20 protein-coding genes and 2 pseudogenes are annotated in these 20,742 nt (G+C 65.1%); 9 read left to right on the top strand and 13 right to left on the bottom strand.

All coding sequences use genetic code 11. The features are described 5' to 3' along the window. Positions 1-15: 15 nt before the first annotated feature. Both EV580_RS00520 and EV580_RS00525 read right to left on the bottom strand, forming a co-directional pair. Positions 16-672, bottom strand: coding sequence for a hypothetical protein (locus EV580_RS00520; protein WP_133689214.1), 657 nt, complete (start codon positions 670-672; stop codon positions 16-18). A 103-nt stretch (positions 673-775) separates the two neighbouring features. Continuing rightward, positions 776-1,273: a hypothetical protein gene (locus tag EV580_RS00525; protein ID WP_133689215.1), complete on the bottom strand. Its 498-nt coding sequence runs from the start codon at positions 1,271-1,273 to the stop codon at positions 776-778. 126 nt (positions 1,274-1,399) lie between these two features. Here EV580_RS00525 and EV580_RS34600 point away from each other — a divergent pair, with 126 nt between their 5' ends. Together EV580_RS34600 and EV580_RS00535 are read left to right on the top strand one after the other, a co-directional pair. Further along, on the top strand, positions 1,400-1,957 hold the full coding sequence (locus tag EV580_RS34600) for a DUF732 domain-containing protein (RefSeq protein ID WP_133690959.1): 558 nt from the start codon (positions 1,400-1,402) through the stop codon (positions 1,955-1,957). 143 nt (positions 1,958-2,100) lie between these two features. After that, positions 2,101-3,345, top strand: coding sequence for a hypothetical protein (locus tag EV580_RS00535; RefSeq protein ID WP_133689216.1), 1,245 nt, complete (start codon positions 2,101-2,103; stop codon positions 3,343-3,345). Between the two features lie 4 nt (positions 3,346-3,349). Here EV580_RS00535 and EV580_RS34150 read toward each other — a convergent pair whose 3' ends face one another. Both EV580_RS34150 and EV580_RS00545 read right to left on the bottom strand, forming a co-directional pair. Further along, the gene (locus tag EV580_RS34150) at positions 3,350-4,474 is read right to left on the bottom strand and encodes a tyrosine-type recombinase/integrase (RefSeq protein ID WP_286171406.1); all 1,125 of its coding nucleotides are present in this window, start codon (positions 4,472-4,474) and stop codon (positions 3,350-3,352) included. A gap of 208 nt (positions 4,475-4,682) precedes the next feature. Further along, positions 4,683-5,222, bottom strand: a complete 540-nt coding sequence (locus tag EV580_RS00545) for a hypothetical protein (RefSeq protein ID WP_133689217.1) — start codon at positions 5,220-5,222, stop codon at positions 4,683-4,685. 549 nt (positions 5,223-5,771) lie between these two features. Here EV580_RS00545 and EV580_RS34025 point away from each other — a divergent pair. Continuing rightward, on the top strand, positions 5,772-6,359 hold the full coding sequence (locus tag EV580_RS34025; RefSeq protein WP_208114553.1) for a hypothetical protein: 588 nt from the start codon (positions 5,772-5,774) through the stop codon (positions 6,357-6,359). A 445-nt stretch (positions 6,360-6,804) separates the two neighbouring features. Then, positions 6,805-7,179, top strand: coding sequence for a heme-binding protein (locus EV580_RS00555; RefSeq protein WP_133689218.1), 375 nt, complete (start codon positions 6,805-6,807; stop codon positions 7,177-7,179). A gap of 18 nt (positions 7,180-7,197) precedes the next feature. Here EV580_RS00555 and EV580_RS00560 read toward each other — a convergent pair whose 3' ends face one another. Continuing rightward, positions 7,198-7,458, bottom strand: a complete 261-nt coding sequence (locus EV580_RS00560) for a hypothetical protein (RefSeq protein ID WP_133689219.1) — start codon at positions 7,456-7,458, stop codon at positions 7,198-7,200. Positions 7,459-7,564: 106 nt separating this feature from the next. Next, the gene (locus EV580_RS00565; protein ID WP_133689220.1) at positions 7,565-8,362 is read right to left on the bottom strand and encodes a nitrilase-related carbon-nitrogen hydrolase; all 798 of its coding nucleotides are present in this window, start codon (positions 8,360-8,362) and stop codon (positions 7,565-7,567) included. Positions 8,363-8,408: 46 nt separating this feature from the next. On the opposite strand from EV580_RS00565, the gene speB reads away from it, so the two are divergent. Together speB and EV580_RS00575 are read left to right on the top strand one after the other, a co-directional pair. Continuing rightward, positions 8,409-9,353: an agmatinase gene (speB, locus tag EV580_RS00570; RefSeq protein WP_133689221.1), complete on the top strand. Its 945-nt coding sequence runs from the start codon at positions 8,409-8,411 to the stop codon at positions 9,351-9,353. 18 nt (positions 9,354-9,371) lie between these two features. Beyond that, a pseudogene (locus EV580_RS00575) lies at positions 9,372-10,705 on the top strand (adenylate/guanylate cyclase domain-containing protein). Here EV580_RS00575 and EV580_RS00580 read toward each other — a convergent pair. From EV580_RS00580 to EV580_RS00610, 7 genes and pseudogenes are all read right to left on the bottom strand, one after another. Beyond that, positions 10,702-11,199 (bottom strand): Dps family protein, encoded by a 498-nt coding sequence (locus tag EV580_RS00580; protein ID WP_133689222.1) that lies wholly within the window; start codon positions 11,197-11,199, stop codon positions 10,702-10,704. The pseudogene EV580_RS00575 and the gene EV580_RS00580 sit on opposite strands and share 4 nt — an antisense overlap. 7 nt (positions 11,200-11,206) lie before the next feature. Further along, positions 11,207-12,941 (bottom strand): annotated as a pseudogene (locus EV580_RS00585) (DUF2339 domain-containing protein). A gap of 54 nt (positions 12,942-12,995) precedes the next feature. Continuing rightward, the gene (locus EV580_RS00590; protein WP_133690961.1) at positions 12,996-13,622 is read right to left on the bottom strand and encodes a response regulator; all 627 of its coding nucleotides are present in this window, start codon (positions 13,620-13,622) and stop codon (positions 12,996-12,998) included. A gap of 13 nt (positions 13,623-13,635) precedes the next feature. Beyond that, on the bottom strand, positions 13,636-14,766 hold the full coding sequence (gene macS / locus EV580_RS00595; protein WP_183508928.1) for a MacS family sensor histidine kinase: 1,131 nt from the start codon (positions 14,764-14,766) through the stop codon (positions 13,636-13,638). A gap of 6 nt (positions 14,767-14,772) precedes the next feature. Beyond that, positions 14,773-15,525: an amino acid ABC transporter ATP-binding protein gene (locus EV580_RS00600; RefSeq protein ID WP_183508930.1), complete on the bottom strand. Its 753-nt coding sequence runs from the start codon at positions 15,523-15,525 to the stop codon at positions 14,773-14,775. Positions 15,526-15,536: 11 nt separating this feature from the next. Then, positions 15,537-16,457, bottom strand: coding sequence for an amino acid ABC transporter permease (locus EV580_RS00605; protein ID WP_133689224.1), 921 nt, complete (start codon positions 16,455-16,457; stop codon positions 15,537-15,539). Positions 16,458-16,462: 5 nt separating this feature from the next. Further along, positions 16,463-17,359 carry an ABC transporter substrate-binding protein gene (locus EV580_RS00610; RefSeq protein WP_133689225.1) on the bottom strand — a complete coding sequence of 299 codons (897 nt, stop codon included), beginning with the start codon at positions 17,357-17,359 and terminating at the stop codon, positions 16,463-16,465. Between the two features lie 179 nt (positions 17,360-17,538). Between EV580_RS00610 and EV580_RS00615 the strand changes: the two genes are divergently transcribed. The 3 genes from EV580_RS00615 (at position 17,539) to cydB (ending at position 20,705) form a co-directional block, all read left to right on the top strand. Further along, positions 17,539-18,105, top strand: coding sequence for an HdeD family acid-resistance protein (locus tag EV580_RS00615; protein WP_133689226.1), 567 nt, complete (start codon positions 17,539-17,541; stop codon positions 18,103-18,105). A gap of 88 nt (positions 18,106-18,193) precedes the next feature. Continuing rightward, on the top strand, positions 18,194-19,642 hold the full coding sequence (locus EV580_RS00620) for a cytochrome ubiquinol oxidase subunit I (RefSeq protein ID WP_133689227.1): 1,449 nt from the start codon (positions 18,194-18,196) through the stop codon (positions 19,640-19,642). A gap of 19 nt (positions 19,643-19,661) precedes the next feature. Continuing rightward, entirely contained in the window at positions 19,662-20,705 is a 1,044-nt protein-coding gene (gene cydB, locus EV580_RS00625; protein WP_133689228.1) for a cytochrome d ubiquinol oxidase subunit II, read from the top strand. Positions 20,706-20,742: the final 37 nt, after the last annotated feature.

Below are 20,742 nucleotides of genomic sequence, written 5' to 3' on the forward strand. Positions count from 1 at the left end.
GTTTCCTAGGACGACCTAGCTGCCGAATGCGGCTGCGATCGCCAGCTGGATTGGTGACGTTGCGATGGCAAGTGCGGCTTCTCGCGCGAACGGCCACATCATGGTCTTCAGTTTGTCTTTCCACCGGTCTTGTCTGGAGCTGGCCGCGGTTGCTCGAACCATCGCGGCGAGAAGGCGCTCGATTGCCTCTTGGAGGTCGAATTCACCGACGGCGTCGTAGTTCCTGATGCACCACTCCACATGCGCGAGCACCTGTTTGACGTGCCGTCGGAGCGATGCATCAGTGATTGAGTCGTCCTCGTCGAGGAGTTCACGGACGCCGTTGACGTAGGTTTGCACCGCATCCAGACCGCCGTCCTGCAGCTTCTCTACCACTCCGTTGAGCCGGTCGCCGAGGTGGTCCAGGTTCTCGAGTGCCGCGTCATCGATATGAAAATGAGTGGTCTGGGTCTGCCACTCGTGCGGATTATGGAGCGTCAGACCTACCCATTTGTCGTAGTACTTCCTGTACAAGGCCGTCCGCAGGCCAGCGTCGTCCATCACGTCGAGGAGCTCGGAGATCGCGTCAAGGTGCCGGACCGCGATCCGCTGCTCGTCTGGATCGGCATTGTGGCCCTTGTTCGCCCGCCACCGGGTCAAGGTTCCGTACAGCAGCTCGGCAGGATTGGCCATCGTTGGATCGTAAGCAAACCCCGCTCGAAACTGGGGGAAGGGCCGCCCACGACACCGAGCAAGGTGCCAGCCCATCACGCCACGGGCTTGTACGCCCGACACTTCACCGACGCCAGCGCCTGAGTCGTCGACGGAGGAAGACAGTCCGGAACCGCTGGACTAGATCCCGGTGAAGATCATCGAGATTCGGCACCAGACGCTCCTCGGCCTCAGTGATCGGCCCCTCTCGCGGGTCTGCGTACGCCGCTCGGGCATCCGCGTCCCGATGCGCGACGTAGATCGCTTCGGCTTTCTCCGCAACACCGCCGTCCAGCAGACGAAACTGCTGGACAAGTAGCTCCATCTGCCAAAGCTTCTCGCTAGCCCTGACTGGCCGATCCGGGCCGCGGTAACCCATCATGAACGACTCCGTGTAGTCCATCAGCTCGCTCTGACGCTCGGTCGACAACGCCAGAAAGCTGGCCGTCAGCTTCCATAACTCGCCGCGCCGCCACTGCTCGACGTCCCGCCGACCAGTCCGTGACTGCGTGTAGAGCACCCCGAACACGCTGACCGCGACCGCCAGCCCCGAGATCGCGATTGCCACCCAGGCCGGAACCATCAGGCCACACTAATCAGCACCCTGCGCGACCTCCCAGCCTGCCCTAGGTGCTTCGAGCGCGATCCTCCGCGCAGTTTTCGACGACGGCGTAACCTCCCTGCTCACAGGAAACTGGCAGGGGGGCGAATGACGCAGCCGGGGTGGTATCCCGACCCAGCGGGCGGGAATGGCCAGCGTTACTGGGATGGCCACGCTTGGGGGCCGGTCGCACCCGTTACGTCGCCAGCGCCGGTGGTGACCGTCCAGAACCGGTCACGCCACGGATGCCTCATCAGCCTCATTGCGGTCCCCGTCTTGTTCTTCGGCGGATGCGCCGCCCTACTCGCCATCGGTGGCTCGTCGTCACACGAAGACAAGACCAGCAGCAGCTCGTCGACCCGCAGCTACGTCTCTACCCCAACGCCCCGTCGGACCGGCACGTCGACCCCGAGTAGCGGTGACAGAGCCGACACCGTGTTCATCACCACCCTCGACATGTTCGACGTGCCCTACCGCACCAAGTCGGGCGCCATCGAGAAGGCCAAATCGCTCTGCCTCTGGTACAGCGCGAACAACGCATTCTTCGAGGACGGGGCACTCCAGGTCTTGAAGGAAAATCCCGGCTTCACCGTGGCAGATGCCGGCCATTTCGCTGGCGCGGCCACATCCGCGTACTGCCCACGGTTCGGACCTGACGAAAACTGATGCGCCGACTTGTCGGCCTCTCATGGCACTCGCAGGCGCGAGAGCCCTGAGGTTGATTGCCCCTTGCTCGGTCCCCGCGCGGGTGGGCAGGAGATGATTGCCGACTCTCCAGCCCACGCCCCCAATTCGTATAGTGGCCATCCATGACGGTCGGGGCATTCGCCGGTGTGCCACTTCAGGACGCCGCCGATCGTTGGAGAGCGGGCGCGGTGTTCCTCCTGCGCAAACCCGCCTCGGGCGACGCGGTGGTTGAGTTGAACGGTTGGACGACGACCGTGGTCGCCGGAGTGCGGGCAGTGGTCTCCTGCGGTCTGTCGACCGCGACCGACCACGCAGGCGTTTTCTCGGATGCGCTCCAAGCAGCAAATCACGGTTTGGACTACATGTCGGCGACCGGAAAGACGCACAGCCTGATTGACAATGCGCCGGGCGATTGCATTGTGTGGTGGCCCAATTCGACTGGCGGCTGTGTCATGCGCGCGTCGATCGTCTTTTCGATTCACGGGCTCGAAGTCAACTTCAGCGCGACTGTCACCGACGCTGCAGGAATTGTGCGGCCTCCGCCGCCGGCTCCAACACCCGTCGCGCGCGACGTGTTTCGATTCATGCGCATGGCGAAGACATCGCCTGACCTATTCGATGCGTACCGGAATCTCTTTCTTGCACTTGAATACCTGCTCGACGATATTCACCCCCACCAGGAGGGTGGAGAGGGGCAATGGTTCAAAGCCGCGTTGGCGGTGGCAGACGCGCTAATACCTGTATCGAGGCTTGCGCCAGCCGATGAAGCGGATCCGATCGAGTGGGTATATCAGAACGTATACGGCGATGAGCGATCGGGTCTGATGCATGCCAAGCAGCGACGGGGTTACCTGCTACCTCAGGACGCGGCCAGCCGGGCCGGCCTGACCACGTCCATGGAAACGCTGTGGCGATACGTCCGGGACCTCGTGGAAGCCCATCTCAACGTGCGATCAGGCGAGACACGATGGTCCGCCTACGGCTGGGCCGCTCAGATCGACCCCGTTTTGCAGCAGCTCGTTGTGTTCGTTTCAGACGACGAGACGCCCCTTACTGACTCCCCCTCGCCGCCGCCAACCCTTAAAGAGACGTCAACGACCATCGAACAACAGCCAGGCGCGCCTGCGGCTGACCCTGACGACCCGATGACGCGACGCATTTCGGGATCCTGGGCCGCCCAAGATCTACGCGGCATCCAGAGCATCCGGCGTATCGGCACAAAGGAGCCCGGCGTGGGCTCGGTTGCGACGGCGTGGTCCGAACTCATCGGCCCGCTACAGCTGGGCGATTCGGTAGCAAGGTTTGAAGTGGTCTCGGGAATCCGGTGCGTCAGCAGGAACGGCCCACCGGCACTGTTCTCGTCGTGAGTTTTCACTCGAATGGGTTAAGCCGGTCGATCGCCTCCACGCGTCGCTTGTCCGTGACGCCGGTATACAACGCTGTCGTGCTGAGGCGGGCGTGGCGCAGCAGGGTTTGAACAGTTCTGATGTCGACGCCTGTCTCGAGCATGGACGTCGCGAACCAGGACCGGAGCTTGTGGGGCGAGCCTGATATACCGGCACGCTGCATCGCCAGTGTGATGACGTGGGTTACGGACTTGCTGTGGACGTGCTTACCGGGCCTCGTCGAATTGGCCGGAAACCAGTAGCCGCTGTTGGGCATCGAGGCCGCGGCCTCGACAAGTAGCGGATGCAGGGGAATCGTTGCCGTCACACTGCCCTTGCCTCTGACCCGCAGGATCCGGCGATTGAGGTCTATGTCCTCGCCTCGGAATTTCGCTATCTCGTGGACCCTCAGTCCCGCCAGCGCGGCCAAGAGGATCATCACGCGCGTGCGCTTGTACATGCTCGCCTCGGCCACCAACTTGCGCACATCCTCCGTCGACGCAGGCAGCGGCTCGCTGCGCGGTTCGCGCGGAGCAATCAGGCTTTCGGTGACGTGGGTGCCACCCTGCATTTTCCACCAGCGGAAGAAGCCGTTGATGTGGCGGTAGTAGATCGCACGTGTTGCAGGGCCGAACTGCGGGCCAGCCAAGAACTGCGAGACGTCGTGCGGCGAACACGCGTCAATTGTTGTTCCTGCCTGCGTCTCCAGTCGGCGCAGCGTCGACAGGCTGTCTGTGATCCAACGCTGTGACCGGCCGGCTCCCCGGAGCTGTGTTTCGTAACGAGTCAGCAGCTCGATCCCACGTTCTGCTGCATTCGTGCGTGTCGACTTCTCGTCTCGCAAGGTGGTGACGCTGCCAAAGTCATCCACCGTGGAAAACGGCTGCCCGCAAGCGTTGCAAGCCAGGCTGCCGCCCGCGGCGAATAGTGCGCGAGCAGTTCGCCGGCGCCAATCCTTCAGATGTTCAACGCAGACTGGCCCTCCGCCGCACCCGTGCTGATCGAGATGTGAATGCGCGATTTTGCCGCACCGGCCGGTGGCAACTCGCATATCGCAGGTGATCCGGTCGAAGGCGACCACATTCTCGTCGGCGTTCATCACGGTGGTCATAGTGTCCTCCGCTATCGAAGTTGAGCGAGACATCCAGAGATTGCAGGCTAACTCGAAAGATAACGAATTATCAAGCCTCACAGTATCTTTCGCAGAAGAGACAACTTTCCGCAAATGCACGAAATGTCCAGCGAGGCACGAAATGTCCACATACGCACGAAATGTCCACATGCGCAGCAGAGCGTGTTTCCGAGGGCGGAGGGATTCGTCAGGCCCACAGGCCAAGGAGAGTTCCAGCGGCGGAGATCAAGACGCCGACTCCCGCAACACGTAGATCAACGGCCTGATGATCGTCGAGCTCATAGCGCAGGTCAGTGATTTGCGCGCTCACGCCGGCAACTGCGGATTCAAACGCGGCCTTGGCCGCCTCCCTGCTCGCATCAATGTCACGACCGAGCGTCACCAGGCGTTGATTCACTGAACTGAATTGCTGGGGCAGGGTCTGGACGTACGCCTCCAGCCGAGCGAGCCGCTCAGTCACAGTGAGTGACGCGTCTGGTGCGGAGTCGACTCGCACATCGGGCGTTCCCATCACGGACTGCGCCTGGGCCGACGTCGGCGTGACTACCTGATCTTGTCCCTTGTGTAGCCAGCTGCGGAGCCTTGCGCGGTGGCGGCGCCCCCACTCGGTCAGCCGCTCTTTCCAGGCTCGGACGCGCCCATACGCCGCCAACAGCCCGAACGCCGTGACCATTGCTCCGGCGAGCTGCAGGAAGATCCCCACCATGCCGACCGCAGAGAGGTTCACGCCCGCCAGCGTAGAAGTCCAAATCGGATCGGGCTGGGGAAGCGGCAATCATCCCCAGCCCGCCCGTCGGGACCGAGCAAGGGACTAGCGAGCTCGGGCACCGTGCCCGTTGAGTATGCGGCGAGGTACCGACAATCCCGCCCTCTGGGCACAATCGTTCGACCTGTCCTACCGGGTCGGGGGTTCGAGTCCCCTTAGCTCCCCAGTTGGACGAACCTGCGGACCTCGAACAGGTGGCCGATTGGCTGCGTTCTGGCTGCAACCACTCGGAATCTGGATTGATCTCGTGTGATCCAACGTTAGGGCGATTGCACAGCTCGCCGCCGGTGTTCGGCCCCTCGCGCAGGTCAGGGTGAATGCTCCATTTGAGTTCGAATCTCACCGAGGGCACCACGAAAGGTCAGACCGGAGCGCATTCTCATCGTGGCAGAGAGTGCACCGATCAGTCGCGCGGTATGACCGAAGAGTTCCTCTCCGCTGGGGACTGTGTAGACGTATGACCACGCGGATGTACTACGCGCTGGGAGCGCACCTGGCATGATTCCCGCCATGAGGTTCAGCGCGCCACCCGGCTGGCCGACTCCTCCGGCAGGCTGGGAACCTCCGCCCGGTTGGCAAGCCGATCCATCCTGGCCGCCGCCCCCTGCGGGTTGGCAGTTCTGGGTCGAAGATGTGAAGCCGCAACCACAGTTGCTGGCAGGCAGACACGGTCTCATAGACGCCGGCAGGACCCTGATCACGCTCTCTGGCGACCGTGCAGATGTGGCCGCGGAGGTCGATCGCGCCAGACACCCGGACGGATCGGTTCATTGTGTCGATTTCGCCGCATACCGCAAGTACAAAGACGGACCACTGAACGCTCTCCGAGTGTTGCTCGAAGACGAGGCCTGCACGGTATCGGTATGGGCTGAGAGCGGATTCGGTGCATTTCAAAAACGTTCTGCATCAAAGCAAGTCGAGCAGGTGTGCCTCAATGAAGGATTGGACGCCGCGATCGACTGGGCACTGAATAACGCCACGAATAACCGATTGGATGTCGAAGTGCTGCGCAGCATGTTCAAGTCCACTTTCGACGGAGACGCTACCGGCCATGCGCTGTTGACCATCGTCGAGCGCTCCGTGCGGAACTCGCGCTAGCAACGTCTCAGCCTTGGAGCAGAACCAGTGTGGTCGTCGTTAGTATCGTGATTTCACAGCGAATTGGGGGCCTCGATGGCATATAACGACCATTGCAGCAAGTGCCGCGAGAGGCGCTGTTCGACGTGCAAGGGCGCTGGCAAGGTATGGGGAATGTTCGGGGCCTGTACTGCGTGTAAGGGCACGGGCGGTACGCCGTGTTCCCAGCATCGCTAACCTAGACAGACGTTCTCGACCGACACGGACGATGCCGGTGTGCGGTCGATGACTTTGCGAGTTGGGCACCACGCGCGAGGGCGCTTCAAGGACCCAAGATGGGATTGCATCGACCGAATCGGGATAGTTCCGATGGGTGCTGCAACGCCCAACAAACGCAAGATCGGCCTGACCCCAACCCGTACAGTGTGACTGCGAAGCTCACCGAGGTCACCAGGAGCGCAGCGTCATGAGCATCACACGTTCTGCGCGCCACGCAGCCGCAATCACTTTGGCCACCGGTGCTCTCGCGGTCGGCCTGGCCGGGCCCGCCACCGCCGACCCGGCACCGAACTGCACCTCGGCCGATATGGCCGGGATCATGTCCGGCGTCGGTTTCTCGCTGTCGGGTTACCTGTTCACCCACCCGGACGTGAACCAGTTCTTCACCAGCCTTCAGGGCCTGCCGAAGGAGCAGATCCGCGCGAAGGTCCAGGATTACCTGGCGGCAAACCCGCAGGTGAACGACGACATCAAGGCAATTCGCCAGCCCACCATCGAATTCCGCAGCCGCTGCGACATCTCCTCGATACCGGCAGGGGTTCCCGTTCCGGCCCAGCCATGACGACCGGGCCGGCTCAGGTCAGCGGACGCAGTTGTTGCCGACGATTTCCTTGCAGACCGTTCCGGGCGGCGCCGGGTTGACCGTGGGCGAGAAGGAATTGGCGCCACCCGGCGACACGGCCTTCTCCGTGGGCGACGGCGCGACCGTGGTGGTCGGCGTGGTCGTCGTGGACGGGCTGTCCTTGGCGCTCGAGCTGCAGGCGGTGAGCGCCCCCATCCCGACGATCGCGGCCCCGCCAGCAAAGAGTGCGATCTGGCGAGTCAGGCGACCATGGCTCATAGCGTTTCCTATCTGTATGCACCGAATTGACTGATCGCCCCCGCCGAGGCTGGACGATCGCTGTGAGCGGAGCATAGCGCCCAGGCAAACGTCTGGGCGGCATTTTCTAGTACAGGTCGGTTCGCCGGTCGGACAACAGGTCTACGTACTCCGTCAGCGTCTTGTCGTGGGTGGCCGCCAGATCTACATCGGCGATCACGAGCCCGGCTCCGGGGCCCACCTCCGCAACCACCCAGCCGTCGGGATCGACGATCACGCTCCCCTCCGTCCACGGCTGCCCGCGTTCCACACCCGCGCGATCACACACCGCGACGACAACGCGGTTGAGCCGGGCGGTCGACATCGCGGTGATCACCTCGCCGGGGCGCTCGCCGTCCGGCCGCGGGAACAACGGCCAATTGACCGGTGCCGCAACAAGTTCCGCGCCATCGAGCGCGACGCGGCGAGTCACCTCGCCGAATTCGAGGTCGTAGCAGACCATCACCGCGATCGCCCCATGCCGGGTCTTCAGCACCGGAGGCAGGTCGGCACCCGGGGTGAAGATCAACTTCTCCCGATCCCACAGGTGGGTCTTGCGATAGGTGGCGATCACCCCGTCGCGGTCCAGTGCCACCGCGCTGTTGTAGAGCAGACCGTCGTCGCCGAGCTCGCAGAACCCGCCGATGACGATGGCGTCGCCGGCCGCCGACCGCCATGCGTCAAAGGCCGGATCGTCCGGGCGCAGCGCCGCCGAGCGCGCTTCGTCGGCATCGGCGAACATGTAGCCGGAGGTAGCCAATTCGGGTAGCACCACGACGTCGGCACCCTGACCGACGGCGTCGGCGACGACGCCCGCGGACAGCTCGACATTGGCGGACACCGCCCCGATGGTGGGATCGATCTGAGCACAGGCGATGCGGGTCACTCTTGCAGGCTAGACCCGCTGCACCAGCTCGGCAGAGGAGGAAAACATGACGGACGACATCGTCGGACCGGTCGACGCGACGAAGTACCCGCGCTACACCGAACCGTCGACGTTCGCGCGGCTGCCGCGGATCTCCGAGGTGCCCGGCGCCGACGTCCGGATCGTCGGGGTGCCGTTCGACAGCGGGGTGTCCTACCGTCCGGGGGCGCGGTTCGGGCCCTCACACGTGCGGGCCGCCTCCAAGCTGCTGCGGCCGTTCAATCCCGCGCTCGAGGTGGCGCCGTTCACCGCCCAGCAGGTGGCCGATTGCGGCGATATCGCGGTCAACCCGTTCAACATCGACGAGGCGATCTCCACGATCGACACCGCGATGACCGACCTCCGCAAGGACGGGTCGACGGTGCTGACGATCGGCGGCGATCACACGATCGCGCTCCCGATCCTGCGCTCGCTGGCCCGCGATCACGGCAAGGTGGCCGTCCTGCATTTCGACGCCCACCTCGACACCTGGGACACCTACTTCGGATCGCCCTACACCCACGGCACCCCGTTCCGGCGGGCCAGTGAGGAGGGGTTGATCGACATGGAGCGTTCGCTGCACATGGGCATCCGCGGCCCGCTCTACAGCAAGACCGACCTGGAACAGGACTCCGTGCTCGGCTTTCAGGTCATCCGGTCCGACGACTATGAATTCGACGGTGTGGCAAGCATTGTCGAGCGCATGCGCAAGCGCCTCGAAGGCGGTCCGGTGTACGTGTCGATCGATATCGACGTGCTCGACCCGGCCCACGCCCCCGGCACCGGCACACCGGAGGCCGGGGGGCTGACCTCACGCGAGCTACTCAACACCCTGCGTGGCCTGGTGGGCCTCGACATCGTCGGCGCCGACATCGTCGAGGTGGCCCCGGCCTACGACCACGCGGAGATGACCGGGATCGCCGCCGCCCACGTCGGATTCGAACTTCTCTCGGTGCTGGCGGCCAACAGATAGGCTGCGATTGTGGGCAGCCTGCGGAAACGCGCTTGTTCGGTGCCGTCGGACGGGCCGAATCAGCGTGCGGACTGCGAGCGCATGCAGCGCCGCGCGCCCGCCCGCAACCTGCACTGGGCGGAGTCCATCCAACGCCGCCAACGGGTACTCAACATCGCCGCCGCGATGGCGGCCGTCGTCACCGCGGTGGTGGGCATCCTGCAAATCCTCAGCGCCGAAGGCGTTCTGGGCATCGGGCTGATCAACCTGGGCACCGCCGCAGTGTTCGTCGCGGTTCCGCTGCTGCACCGGTTTGGCGACATCCTCGCCGCGCTGGTGTTCGTCTTGTTCGCGTTCGTGTCCCTGACGTTCGTCGGCTGGCAGGTCGGCACCGATTCCGGCATCCAGTTCTACTACCTGGTGTCGGCGTCGCTGGCGGTGCTCGTACTCGGCGTCGAGCATGTCGTGATGGCGTCGACGGTCGTCGCGATCGGCGCCGGGTTGACGGTCACATTGCAGTTCCTGGTTCCCGGCGACACCGGCCTCCAGCCGCGCTGGCTGGTCAACGCCGGCTTCGTCATCACGACCGTGTCCGCATGCTTATGATCTTCGCGACGGTCTGGTACGCCATGCGCCAGGTGTCGCGGGCAGAAGCCGCGATGGAGTTCGAGTACCTGCGTTCTGAGGCGCTGCTCGCCAATATCCTTCCCGCCAGCATCGCCGACCGACTCAAGGATCCGGCCCGTGGCGTGATCGCCGACCGCTTCGACGACGCATCCATCCTGTTCGCCGATATCGCCGGGTTCACTGAGCGGGCCAGTCAGATTCCACCCGCCGAGCTGGTGCGCTTCCTCGACCGGCTCTACACCACCTTCGACCGGCTGGTCGACAAGCACGGCCTGGAGAAGATCAAGACCACCGGCGACTCGTACATGGTGGTCAGCGGGGTTCCGCAGCCCAGGGACGACCACGCCGAAGCACTGGCGAACCTCGCCCTGGACATGGCCAAGGCGGTGCGCAACCTGCGCGACCCCAATGGGAATCCGGTGCCGTTGCGGATGGGCATGGCCGCGGGCCCGGTGGTGGCCGGGGTGGTCGGCGCCCGCCGGTTCTTCTACGACGTCTGGGGTGATGCGGTGAACGTCGCCGCCCGGATGGAGACCACCGACCTGGAGGGACACATCCAGGTGCCCCAGGACGTCTATGACCGCCTGCGCGATCGCTTCGTTCTGGAGGAACGCGGCGACGTCGACGTCAAGGGCAAAGGCGTCATGCACACGTGGTACCTGGTCAGCCGCCGGCCTGAGCCGGCCCCGGACAGCGATCGACCCGCCCAGGAAGAGTCTGGGCGGGTCGAAAGTCCAGCCGGCTAGACCTTGGCGTTCTCGGCCTTGATCAACCAGGCCAACTTCTCCAGTCCGTCGATCACCTGATGCAGGATGTCGGCCGTGCTGGGGTCCTCGGCATCGACGGCGTCGTGCACGTCGCGCAGTGTGCCGACGACCGCATAGGCCGCCGTGGTGATCACATCGACCACCTCGGTGGTGCTGTGCTCGTAGCCGGGGATCTGCGGAACGCTGGTGGTCGCCGCGACGGTGTCCGAACGGCCGTCCGGGACCGCATCGAGGGCTCGCATCCGTTCGGCGATGGTGTCGCTGGCCTCGCGGGCGAAATCGACGAGTTCGTCGAGCTGCAGGTGCAGATCGCGGAAGTTGGTTCCGACCACGTTCCAGTGCGCCTGCTTGCCCTGCAGGTGCAGTTCGATGAGATCAACCAGGACGCGCTGCAGGTTGCCTGCAAGTTCGGGTGATGCCTGGAATCCGGTTACCTCTGCTGAGTTTCGTCGTTGTCCGGTCGTTGTCGTCATGCGACTTTCAACACGGGGCGAGCGGCATTTCCTGCCCGGACTCGCTGTCTGCTTCATCACGTCGGGCGGCCAGGCTGCGGGCATAGCCGGTACCCATGGCCAGCAGCACCAGCCCGACCACGATGAAGGCCACCACCCGGAAGATGCCGTCGAGCGTGCCCAGGTCGAACAGGAACAGCTTGGCCATCGCCGCCGAGGTCAGCACCAGCCCACCCACCCGCTGCCTCCTGACGAACAGCGCTGCCGCCAGGCCGATCCAGCAGATCGTGGCCGCCATGTGCCCGGCGAGGAACCCCTTCTCCGGGCCACCGACCAGCACACCAGCCGTCACCGTGAACACCGTGACCCCGTAGACCGCGACCAGCGCGGCAGCCACCCAGCCGGTGCGGAAGGCCCACGCCACCGCCGCGGCCCAGACCACCAGCACAACGCCGCCGATCAGCGTCGACACCGCTGCCGGCACCGTGAGGCGCCAGCCATCGGCGAGAATATCGGGCGCGTACTCGACGAACATCAGTGCGCCGACAGAGCCCAATCCTGTTGCCGCCCAACGGGCGACGACGTCACCCCGCCCGGCGACGGCCACCACGGCGCCCAGCGCCAGCAGAACCGGGGCGGCCAGGTCACCATCGAAGGCCGCCGTGACCGCCACCAGAGCAGCCGCCGCGGACGCCGCCGACCACACCTGAGCCACCACACCTTCGACTCCGGGCAACCGATCCGCGACGAGCGATCGCCAGCAGGAACACCGACACCGTGGCGGCCAGCAGCGCCGGCAGCCAGCGATCCACCGCAATTCCGGCTGCGAGCGCGGGCAGCAGACCGGCGACGGTCACCACCGCCATCCACGCCCGATTTTCCGACGACGGGAGCAGCAGCAGGGTGCCGACAATGCTCAGCAGCGCGGCGATCCCGGTGGCGGCACCGAGCAGACCGGCATCCGCCGCCGACCCGAAGTGCGCCGCGATCAACGCGACCAGCAGCGGCAGCGTCACCGCCGCCGTACGCGCGGCATGCATCCACAGCCAGTCGCGGCCGATCTGGACCAGCAGGGCCGCGGCCGAGAGCGCGATCATGAATCCGATCAGCAGCAGTGTCACCCCGTCGGTGATGACCGGCGCGAGCAGCACCAGCGGCACCAGAACGAGCACCGCGAGGTGTTCGGAGCCCCAGCGGCGGGCCAGGCTCAGCCCACCGCCGCCGACGATCGCACCGATCACCAGCGCCACCGGCGCCGCCACCCAGTGGTAAATGGTCGTGACCGCCATGACGTCCATGTAGAGCGCGGCAATACCGGTGGCGCTCAAGGCAATCGCCCCTACCTGACCGCCCGGCCGGGCATGCAGGCGCATGCCGATCCCGACGAGGGCCGCCCCCAGCACGCCACCGGCAGCCACCCGCAGCTCGGGCCGCAGCAGACCGGCCTGCGCGGCGAGTACCAGCAGCAGCACCACGCCGATCAGGGTGACGCCGACACCGGCCACCGCCAGTGCCTTGCCGATCCAGCCCCGGTCCGGGTCCGGCTTGGGAACTGGCGGCGCCACGGGCGGCGTATACACCGGCGCCGCAGGCGGCTGGTGATAGACCGGCGGCGGAGGGGGCGACCAATAGGGCATGGGCTGCACCTGCGCCGCCCCGAGATTCAGTTCGTTCAGGGTTGCCGACACCCGGGCCATCTGCGCCGACATGGCGGCGAACTCCTGGGACAGCCGGGCCAGAACAGCACGCTGCGGATCGTTCATGAACCCATGCTCGCGGCGCGGCGCCCGAACCGGATGAGTAGTACTACCCGGTCCCTACTCTTCGTCGAGCCCGTGTTCGATCGCGTAGCGGGCCAGCTCGACCCGATTGGCGACCTGCAGTTTCCCGAAGGTCGCCTGCACGTGGTTCTCCACCGTGCGGTGACTCAGCGATAGCTTGGCCGCAATCTGCTTGGCGGTCAGTCCTTTTGCCACATACCGCAGTATCTCGGTCTCCCGCTCGGTCAGGCTCGCGGCAGGTCCCTGCGGACTCTTCGCCATCCGGCGGTACTCCCCCAGCACCAGGCCGGCCAGTCCCGGGGTGAACACCGCCCGACCGGCCGCGGTGGCCCGCACCGCCTCGGCGAGTTCGGCCCTCGACGCGCTCTTGACCAGATATCCGATGGCGCCGGCCTTGACCGCCTCGAGCACGTCGTCGCGCTCACCGGAGGCCGAAAGCACCAGGACCCGCGAGGACGGCGAAACCTCCAGCACCCCGGCGGTGGCCTGCGCGCCGTCACCGTCGCCAAGACGCATGTCCATCAGCACGACCGCCGGGTGCACCACCGCGGCACGTCGCCGCGCGGAGGCCACCCCGTCGGCCGTCGCGACGACGTCGAAGCCGTCGTCGGCGAGATCGCGGGCCACCGCGTCGCGCCAGATCGGGTGGTCGTCGACGACCATCACCGTGATCGCTTCAGCCACCACCGCTGCACCTCGGCACGCTCAGCTCCCACTCCGTTCCGCAGGAGTCGGACGACAACGACGCCGTACCGCCCAGCGAGTTCAGTCGTCCCACAATAGATTTCGAGATCCCCACCCTGCCGTCGGCGACGGCCTGCTCGAGCCGGCCAGCCGGGATGCCAACGCCGTCGTCACGGACGCTGACCGTGACGACGTCGCCGACATCCTCGAGGAAAACGAAGGCACTGGCGCGCGGACCGGCATGGGCAACGACGTTGTCCAGCGCATTGCCCACCGCGGCGTCCAATTCGGCGGCCACCGCCGAGTCCAGGAGTACCGCTGTGGGCGGCAGGCTCAGCGACACCCGATCGGTTTCCCGCCGCGACAACAGCATTCGCACGTCGACGGCACCCGAACTCTCTTCGGGACCGGCGCTGGAGATCAAGCGCCTAAGCGCGCGCTCCTGCTCACCGGCCAGCGCACCGAGTTGGCTCGCCTCACCGCCCCATTCGGGGCCCTTCTTGGCCATCAACGCCAGCACCTGGACCACACCGTCGTGCACCTGACGGGAAAGCCTCTCCCGTTCCTCCAGCGCAGCCGAAAGACGCACCGCGCGTTCGAGTTCGGCGTGCGCGCGGCGCGCGGTCTGCGCGGCCATCCCGACTGCCAGCCCCACCGCCAGTTCGATGACGATCGAGGCATTCCGGCCGACGTCGAGATTGACCTGGCCCTTCATCGCCGCCGCGGCCGCCATCACAGCCAGGCCGGCCAGCATGCCGGCGACCGGACCGCGCAGGATCGCTGCCGAGATCGTCGCATTGGTCGCCCACAACGTCGTCGCCAGCGACTGGTTCTCGGCGACCCACTGATCGGAGGCCACCAGCTCGGTGGACAGCATCAGCGCCACCACGATCACAACCTCGGCGACCACCCAGCCAACCCGCCGGCCGAAGCCCTGCAGATAGGCCGCCGCACAGGCCAGCGTCCACGCGCTGAGCACCCCGAAGAACACCCAGCCCAATGCCGGTCGTTCCAGTTCACCGATCCGGGTGATCTGGAAATAGCCGGCGTAGACGTAGCTGAGCAATCGGAACACCTGCGCCGCTCGCCACAGCGGCGTCGTGGGGTCCGCGCTGACCTGCACGCTGAGCTACATGACTTTCGACAGAAAGGCCTTGGTGCGGTCCTGCTGGGGGTTACTCAGAACCTCGCGGGGCGGACCGCTTTCGACGATCACCCCGCCGTCCATGAACACCAGTTCGTCGGCGACCTCGCGCGCGAAGCCCATCTCGTGGGTGACCACGATCATCGTCATGCCCTGGCTCGCCAGCTTTTTCATCACGCCCAGCACCTCGCCGACCAGTTCGGGATCCAGCGCCGAGGTGGGCTCGTCGAACAACATCAGCTTGGGGTCCATCGCCAGCGCGCGGGCGATGGCCACCCGCTGCTGTTGACCGCCGGACAGCTGAGCCGGGTACGCGTCGGCCTTGTCCGACAGGCCCACCTGCGCCAGCAGTTCACGTGCGCGCTCGGTGGCGGCGGCCTTCTTCACGCGCTTGACGTGCACCGGCGATTCGATGACGTTGGCCAGCGCGGTCCGGTGTGGGAACAGGTTGAAGTGCTGGAACACCATCCCGATGTCGCGGCGCTGTTTGGCCGCCTCCCGTGGAGCCATCTCGTACAACTTGCCGCTGCGCTCGCGATAGCCGACCAGCTCACCGTCGACGTAAAGCCTTCCGGCACTGACTGTTTCGAGGTGATTGATGCACCGCAGGAAGGTCGACTTACCCGAGCCCGACGGGCCGACCAGCACAAGCACCTTGCCCGGATCCACCGACAGCGTCACGCCCTTCAACACCGACAGCGCACCGAAGTCCTTGCACACCCGTTCGGCGCGCACCATGGGTTCACCTGTCATACGTGTCCAGCCTCCGTACCGGTCTGCGCCTTGGCCAGCGCCTCGAGCTGTTTGGAGGTCAGCCGGCGAGAGATGCCGCGGGAGAAGTACTTCTCCAGGTAGTACTGCCCCACCATCAGCACGCTGGTGACCACCAGGTACCAGGTCGCCGCGACCAGCAGCAGCGGGACCGGCTCGAAGATCCGTGCCGCGATCTCCCTCGAGGCGATGCTGTACAGGTCATACGAGTACGGCACGGCAGTCACCAGCGACGTGGTCTTCAGCATGCTGATGACCTCGTTGCCGGTCGGCGGGATGATGACCCGCATCGCCTGCGGAAGCACGGTGCGGCGCATCGTCATTCCCCACGACATGCCCAGTGCGGTCGACGCCTCGGACTGCCCCTCGGGAACCGACGTGATTCCGGCCCGGATGATCTCGGCCATGTAGGCGGCCTCGTTCAGGCCGAGGCCGATGACCGCGAGCAGGAACGGGATCGACAGATCCTGCAGATCGAGGTGGAAGAACGACGGTCCGAACGGCACCCCGAGCTGGATGTTCTGATAGATCGTCGGGATCAGGCCCCAGAACACGAGCTGCACGTACACCGGGGTGCCGCGAAAGATCCACAGGAAAACCCATGCCACCGAACGGAATACCGGATTCGGCGACAGCCGCATCACGGACATCACCACACCGAGCACGATGCCGAGCACCATCGCGTAGACGGTCAGCTGCAGCGTGTTGAACACGCCGAGCAGAATGCGATCGTTGAACAGGTATTCCCCGTACGTCGACCACCCGTATGCCGGGTTGGTCGCCGCGCCATAGAGGAACAGCCCGACCAGGACGATGATGACGGCCGCCCCCACCCACCGCCAGGGATGACGAAGTGGGACCGCGTTGATGGCAGGTGGGGCCGACTCGTCGACAGCCATAGCGCTTAGCTGGTCCCCCCGTTGATGACCGGCTTGGTGACCATCCCGGCCTCGACGCCCCAGTTGCTGGCGATGGTCTTGTAGTCACCGGTGTCGATGAGGTGCTGAAGCGCCTTCTGCAGCGACTGCGCCAGCGGCGAACCCTTGGCGACCGGCCAACCGTAGGGAGCCGAGTCGAAGATCTCGCCGGCGGCCTCCAGCTTGCCGTTGCTCTGCTTGATGGCGTACGCGGTCACCGGCGAGTCGGCCGACATGGCGTCCGCCTGACCGAGCACCACCGCGTTGGTGGCCGCGTCCTGACCGTCGAACTTCAGGATCTCGATGGCCGGCTTGCCGGCGTCGGTGCACGCCTTGCTCTTACCGGGCAGCTCATCGGTTTCCTCGGTGGTGGTCGCCTGTACGGCCACCTTCTTGCCGCACGCGTTGTTCGGGTCGATCGGCGAGCCGGGCCGCTGCGCCCACAGGATGCCTGCCGAGAAGTAGTCGACGAAATCGACCGACTGCTGGCGCTCCTTGGTGTCGGTGAACGACGACATGCCGACGTTGAAGGTGCCCTGCTGGATCGACGGGATGATCTTCGCGAAATCGGCCTCTCGGAAGTCGGCAGTCAAGCCGAGTGTGGAGGCGATGGCGTTCATCAGGTCGACGTCGAAGCCGACGATCTTGCCGCTCTCGTCCTTGTATTCGTTTGGCGCGTAAGGGATGTTGACCCCGACGACCAGCTTGCCCGACTTCTTGATGTCGTCGGGGACGGTCGCCGCGATCTCGTCGACCTTCTGCGCCTTGGCGGCGGTGGTCGCGGTCGACGGGCCCGAGCTTGATTCGTTCTTGCTGCTACAGCCGGACAACGCCAGAGCGCCTGTCACGGCTACCACTCCAGCGATCCGAAGCCAGTTCTGCACGGTTGCCTCTTTCTCCTCGACTGCATCCGGGCTGTCCTGCCCGAAACTAATGGCGTGGTTCAGGTTTTGTACTGCCGGTAACGGAACAGTAGTAGAGGTGTAACCATCCGGCAGCAGAACCACAGGTGCGAACTGTTCAATGCCCCTCGCGGCGAGGGCGCTGTGAAACACTTTGTGCCATGACAACTACCTCTGCCCCGCCGCTTCTGCCTCACCTGTGGAAGTCGGTCCTGCTGTCGGGCGTTCTGTCACTCGTGCTCGGCGTTTTGGTACTGGCCTGGCCCGCCAAGACCATCCTTGTTGCGGCGATCTTCTTCGGCGCCTACCTCCTCGTCACCGGTATCTCGCAGGTGTTCCACGCGTTCACATTGCACGTCTCGGCCGGCGGACGAGTCCTGCTCTTCATCAGCGGCGCCGCCGCGGTGATTCTGGCGGTGATGTGCTTCCGCAGTCTGCAGAACTCGATTCTGCTGCTGGCGATCTGGATCGGTATCGGCTTCATCTTCCGCGGCATGGCCACCGCGGTCTCGGCGATCAGCGATCCCGACACCCCCGGCCGCGGCTGGGAGATCTTCGTCGGGGCCATCAGCCTCCTCGCCGGCATCGTGGTGCTGGCGTCGCCGTTCGAGTCGCTGGCGACCCTGACCCTCGTGGTGGGCGTCTGGCTGGTCGTGATCGGCATCTTCGAGGTCGTGGCCTCCTTCGGGGTCCGCAAGGCGTCTCAGAACCTTCAATCTGGGGCCTAAAGCCCCTAGCGCGAACGGCGCGGATTCCTACTACACTCTGTCGTAGATAGGCGATCCGCGCCTTTCGCGTTGCTTGGAGACTTCAGCCATGAGTGCTCTTGACGTGTCCCGATGGCAGTTCGGAATCACGACCGTCTACCACTTCATCTTCGTCCCGCTGACGATCGGGCTGGCACCGCTGATCGCCGTCATGCAGACGATCTGGGTGGTGACCGACAATCCGGCCTGGTATCGGATGACGAAGTTCTTCGGGAAGATCTTCCTGATCAACTTCGCTATCGGCGTCGCCACCGGCATCGTCCAGGAATTCCAGTTCGGGATGAACTGGAGCGAGTACTCCCGGTTCGTCGGCGACGTGTTCGGCGCACCACTGGCGCTCGAAGGGCTGGTCGCCTTCTTCCTGGAGTCGACGTTCATCGGGCTGTGGATCTTCGGCTGGACCCGCCTGCCGCGGTGGCTGCATCTGACCTCGATCTGGCTGGTGGCGATCGCGGTGAACCTGTCGGCGTTCTTCATCATCACGGCGAATTCGTTCATGCAGCACCCGGTCGGCACCCGCTACAACCCGGAGACGCGTCGCGCCGAATTGGAGAGCATTGCCGAGTTGTTCACCAACAACACCGGGGTGGCGGCATTCTGGCATGCCGTGACGTCGGCGTTCCTCGTCGCGGCGACGTTCGTGGCGGCGGTGTGCGCGTGGTGGATGGTCCGTTCGAAAGGCGGCCCTGATGCCGTGGCGTTGTACCGGCCCGGCGCGATCCTCGGCTCACTGGTCGCCCTGGTTGCCTGCGTCGGCCTGTTCTTCACCGGAGATGTCCAGGGCAAGCTGATGTTCCACCAGCAGCCGATGAAGATGGCGGCCGCGGAATCGCTGTGCCACACCGAAACCGACCCCAAGTTGTCGCTTCTGACTGTCGGCACACACAACAACTGCGACAGCATCACCCGCGTCATCGAAGTGCCCTACGTGCTGCCATTCCTGGCCGAGGGCAAATTCACCGGTGTCACGCTCGAGGGCACCAAAGACCTTCAGCAGCAATATGAACAGAAATTCGGCCCGGAGTGGTACGTGCCCAACCTGTTCGTCACCTACTGGGCGTTCCGCGCGATGATCGGCCTGATGGCGATACCGCTGCTGTTCGCACTGACCACGCTGTGGCTGACTCGCCGGGGCCGGGTGCCGGGTAGCCGATGGTATTCGCGGTTCGCGCTGTGGACGATCCCCACACCTTTCCTGGCGACGATTTCCGGGTGGGTCTTCACCGAGATGGGCCGCCAGCCATGGGTGGTCGCCCCCAATCCCGATGGGGATCAACTGGTTCGGCTCACCGTCCGGCAGGGCGTGTCCCTGCACGGACCGGGTGTGGTGTGGGTGTCGCTGATCTCGTTCACCCTGCTGTACGCGGTGCTCGCGGTGATCTGGTTCTATCTGCTGCGCCGCTACGTCACGACCGGGCCGCTGGAGCACGACGCCGAGCCCGCACCGCCCACCCCACCAGGCGACGACGAAGTCGCGCCTCTGTCGTTCGCGTACTGAGCCGGAGAGGAGTTACATCATGGGACTGCAACAGTTTTGGTTCATCATCGTAGCGGTGCTCTTCCTCGGCTTCTTCGTACTGGAAGGTTTCGACTTCGGCGTCGGCATGGTGATGGCGTGGCTTGGCCGGATCGGCAAGGGTGATGCCGAGTCGCACCGCCGAGCGGTGCTCAACACCATTGGGCCGGTATGGGATGGCAACGAGGTGTGGTTGATCACGGCGGGCGGCGCGATGTTCGCGGCGTTCCCGCACTGGTATGCGACGGTGTTCTCGACGCTGTACCTGCCGCTGCTGGTGATCCTGCTGTCGATGATCGCGCGCATCGTGGCCATCGAATGGCGGGGCAAGATCGACGACCCGAAATGGCGCCGGTGGTGCGATATCGGCATCGCGATCGGATCCTGGTTGCCTGCGATCCTGTGGGGTGTGGCGTTCGCGATCCTGGTCAACGGTCTGCCGGTCGGCCCGGACAAGAACGTCGTCGGGCTGTCGATCACCGATGTGCTGAATCCCTACACACTGCTGGGCGGGCTGGCCACCTGCGCGCTGTTCCTGTTCCACGGCGCGGTGTTCCTCGCGTTGAAGTCCGGCGGTGCGGTGCGCACCGACGCGGTCGGGTTGGCACGCACGCTCAGTGTGCCCGCGACGGTCCTGGTTGCGGCGTTCGGCTTGTGGACCCAACTGGCCCACGGAAAGCCTTGGACGTGGGCCGTTCTCGTGGTGGCTGTGGTGGCACAGCTGGCCGCCGTCGCGGCCGCCTGGGGCATCCGCGAAGGCTGGGCATTCCTGGCAACGACGATCGTCGTCGCCGCGGTGGTCACCCTGCTGTTCGGGTCGTTGTACCCCAACCTCGTGCCGTCGACCATCGACCCGGCCTACGACCTGACCGTGTTCAACGGTTCATCGAGCCCGTACACCTTGAAGGTGATGACATGGGCCGCGCTGATATTCACCCCCATCGTCCTGATCTACCAGGGCTGGACGTATTGGATCTTCCGTAAGCGGATCTTCGCCGAGTCGATCCCGAAGTCAGTCGGCCTGCCGCTGAGGCACGTGTCCTGAACACGTTGTGGCGGGCCTCGTCTGCGGTGCGCCGCTA

This window comes from Mycobacterium sp. BK086 (genome assembly GCA_004362315.1).
Taxonomy (GTDB): domain Bacteria; phylum Actinomycetota; class Actinomycetes; order Mycobacteriales; family Mycobacteriaceae; genus Mycobacterium.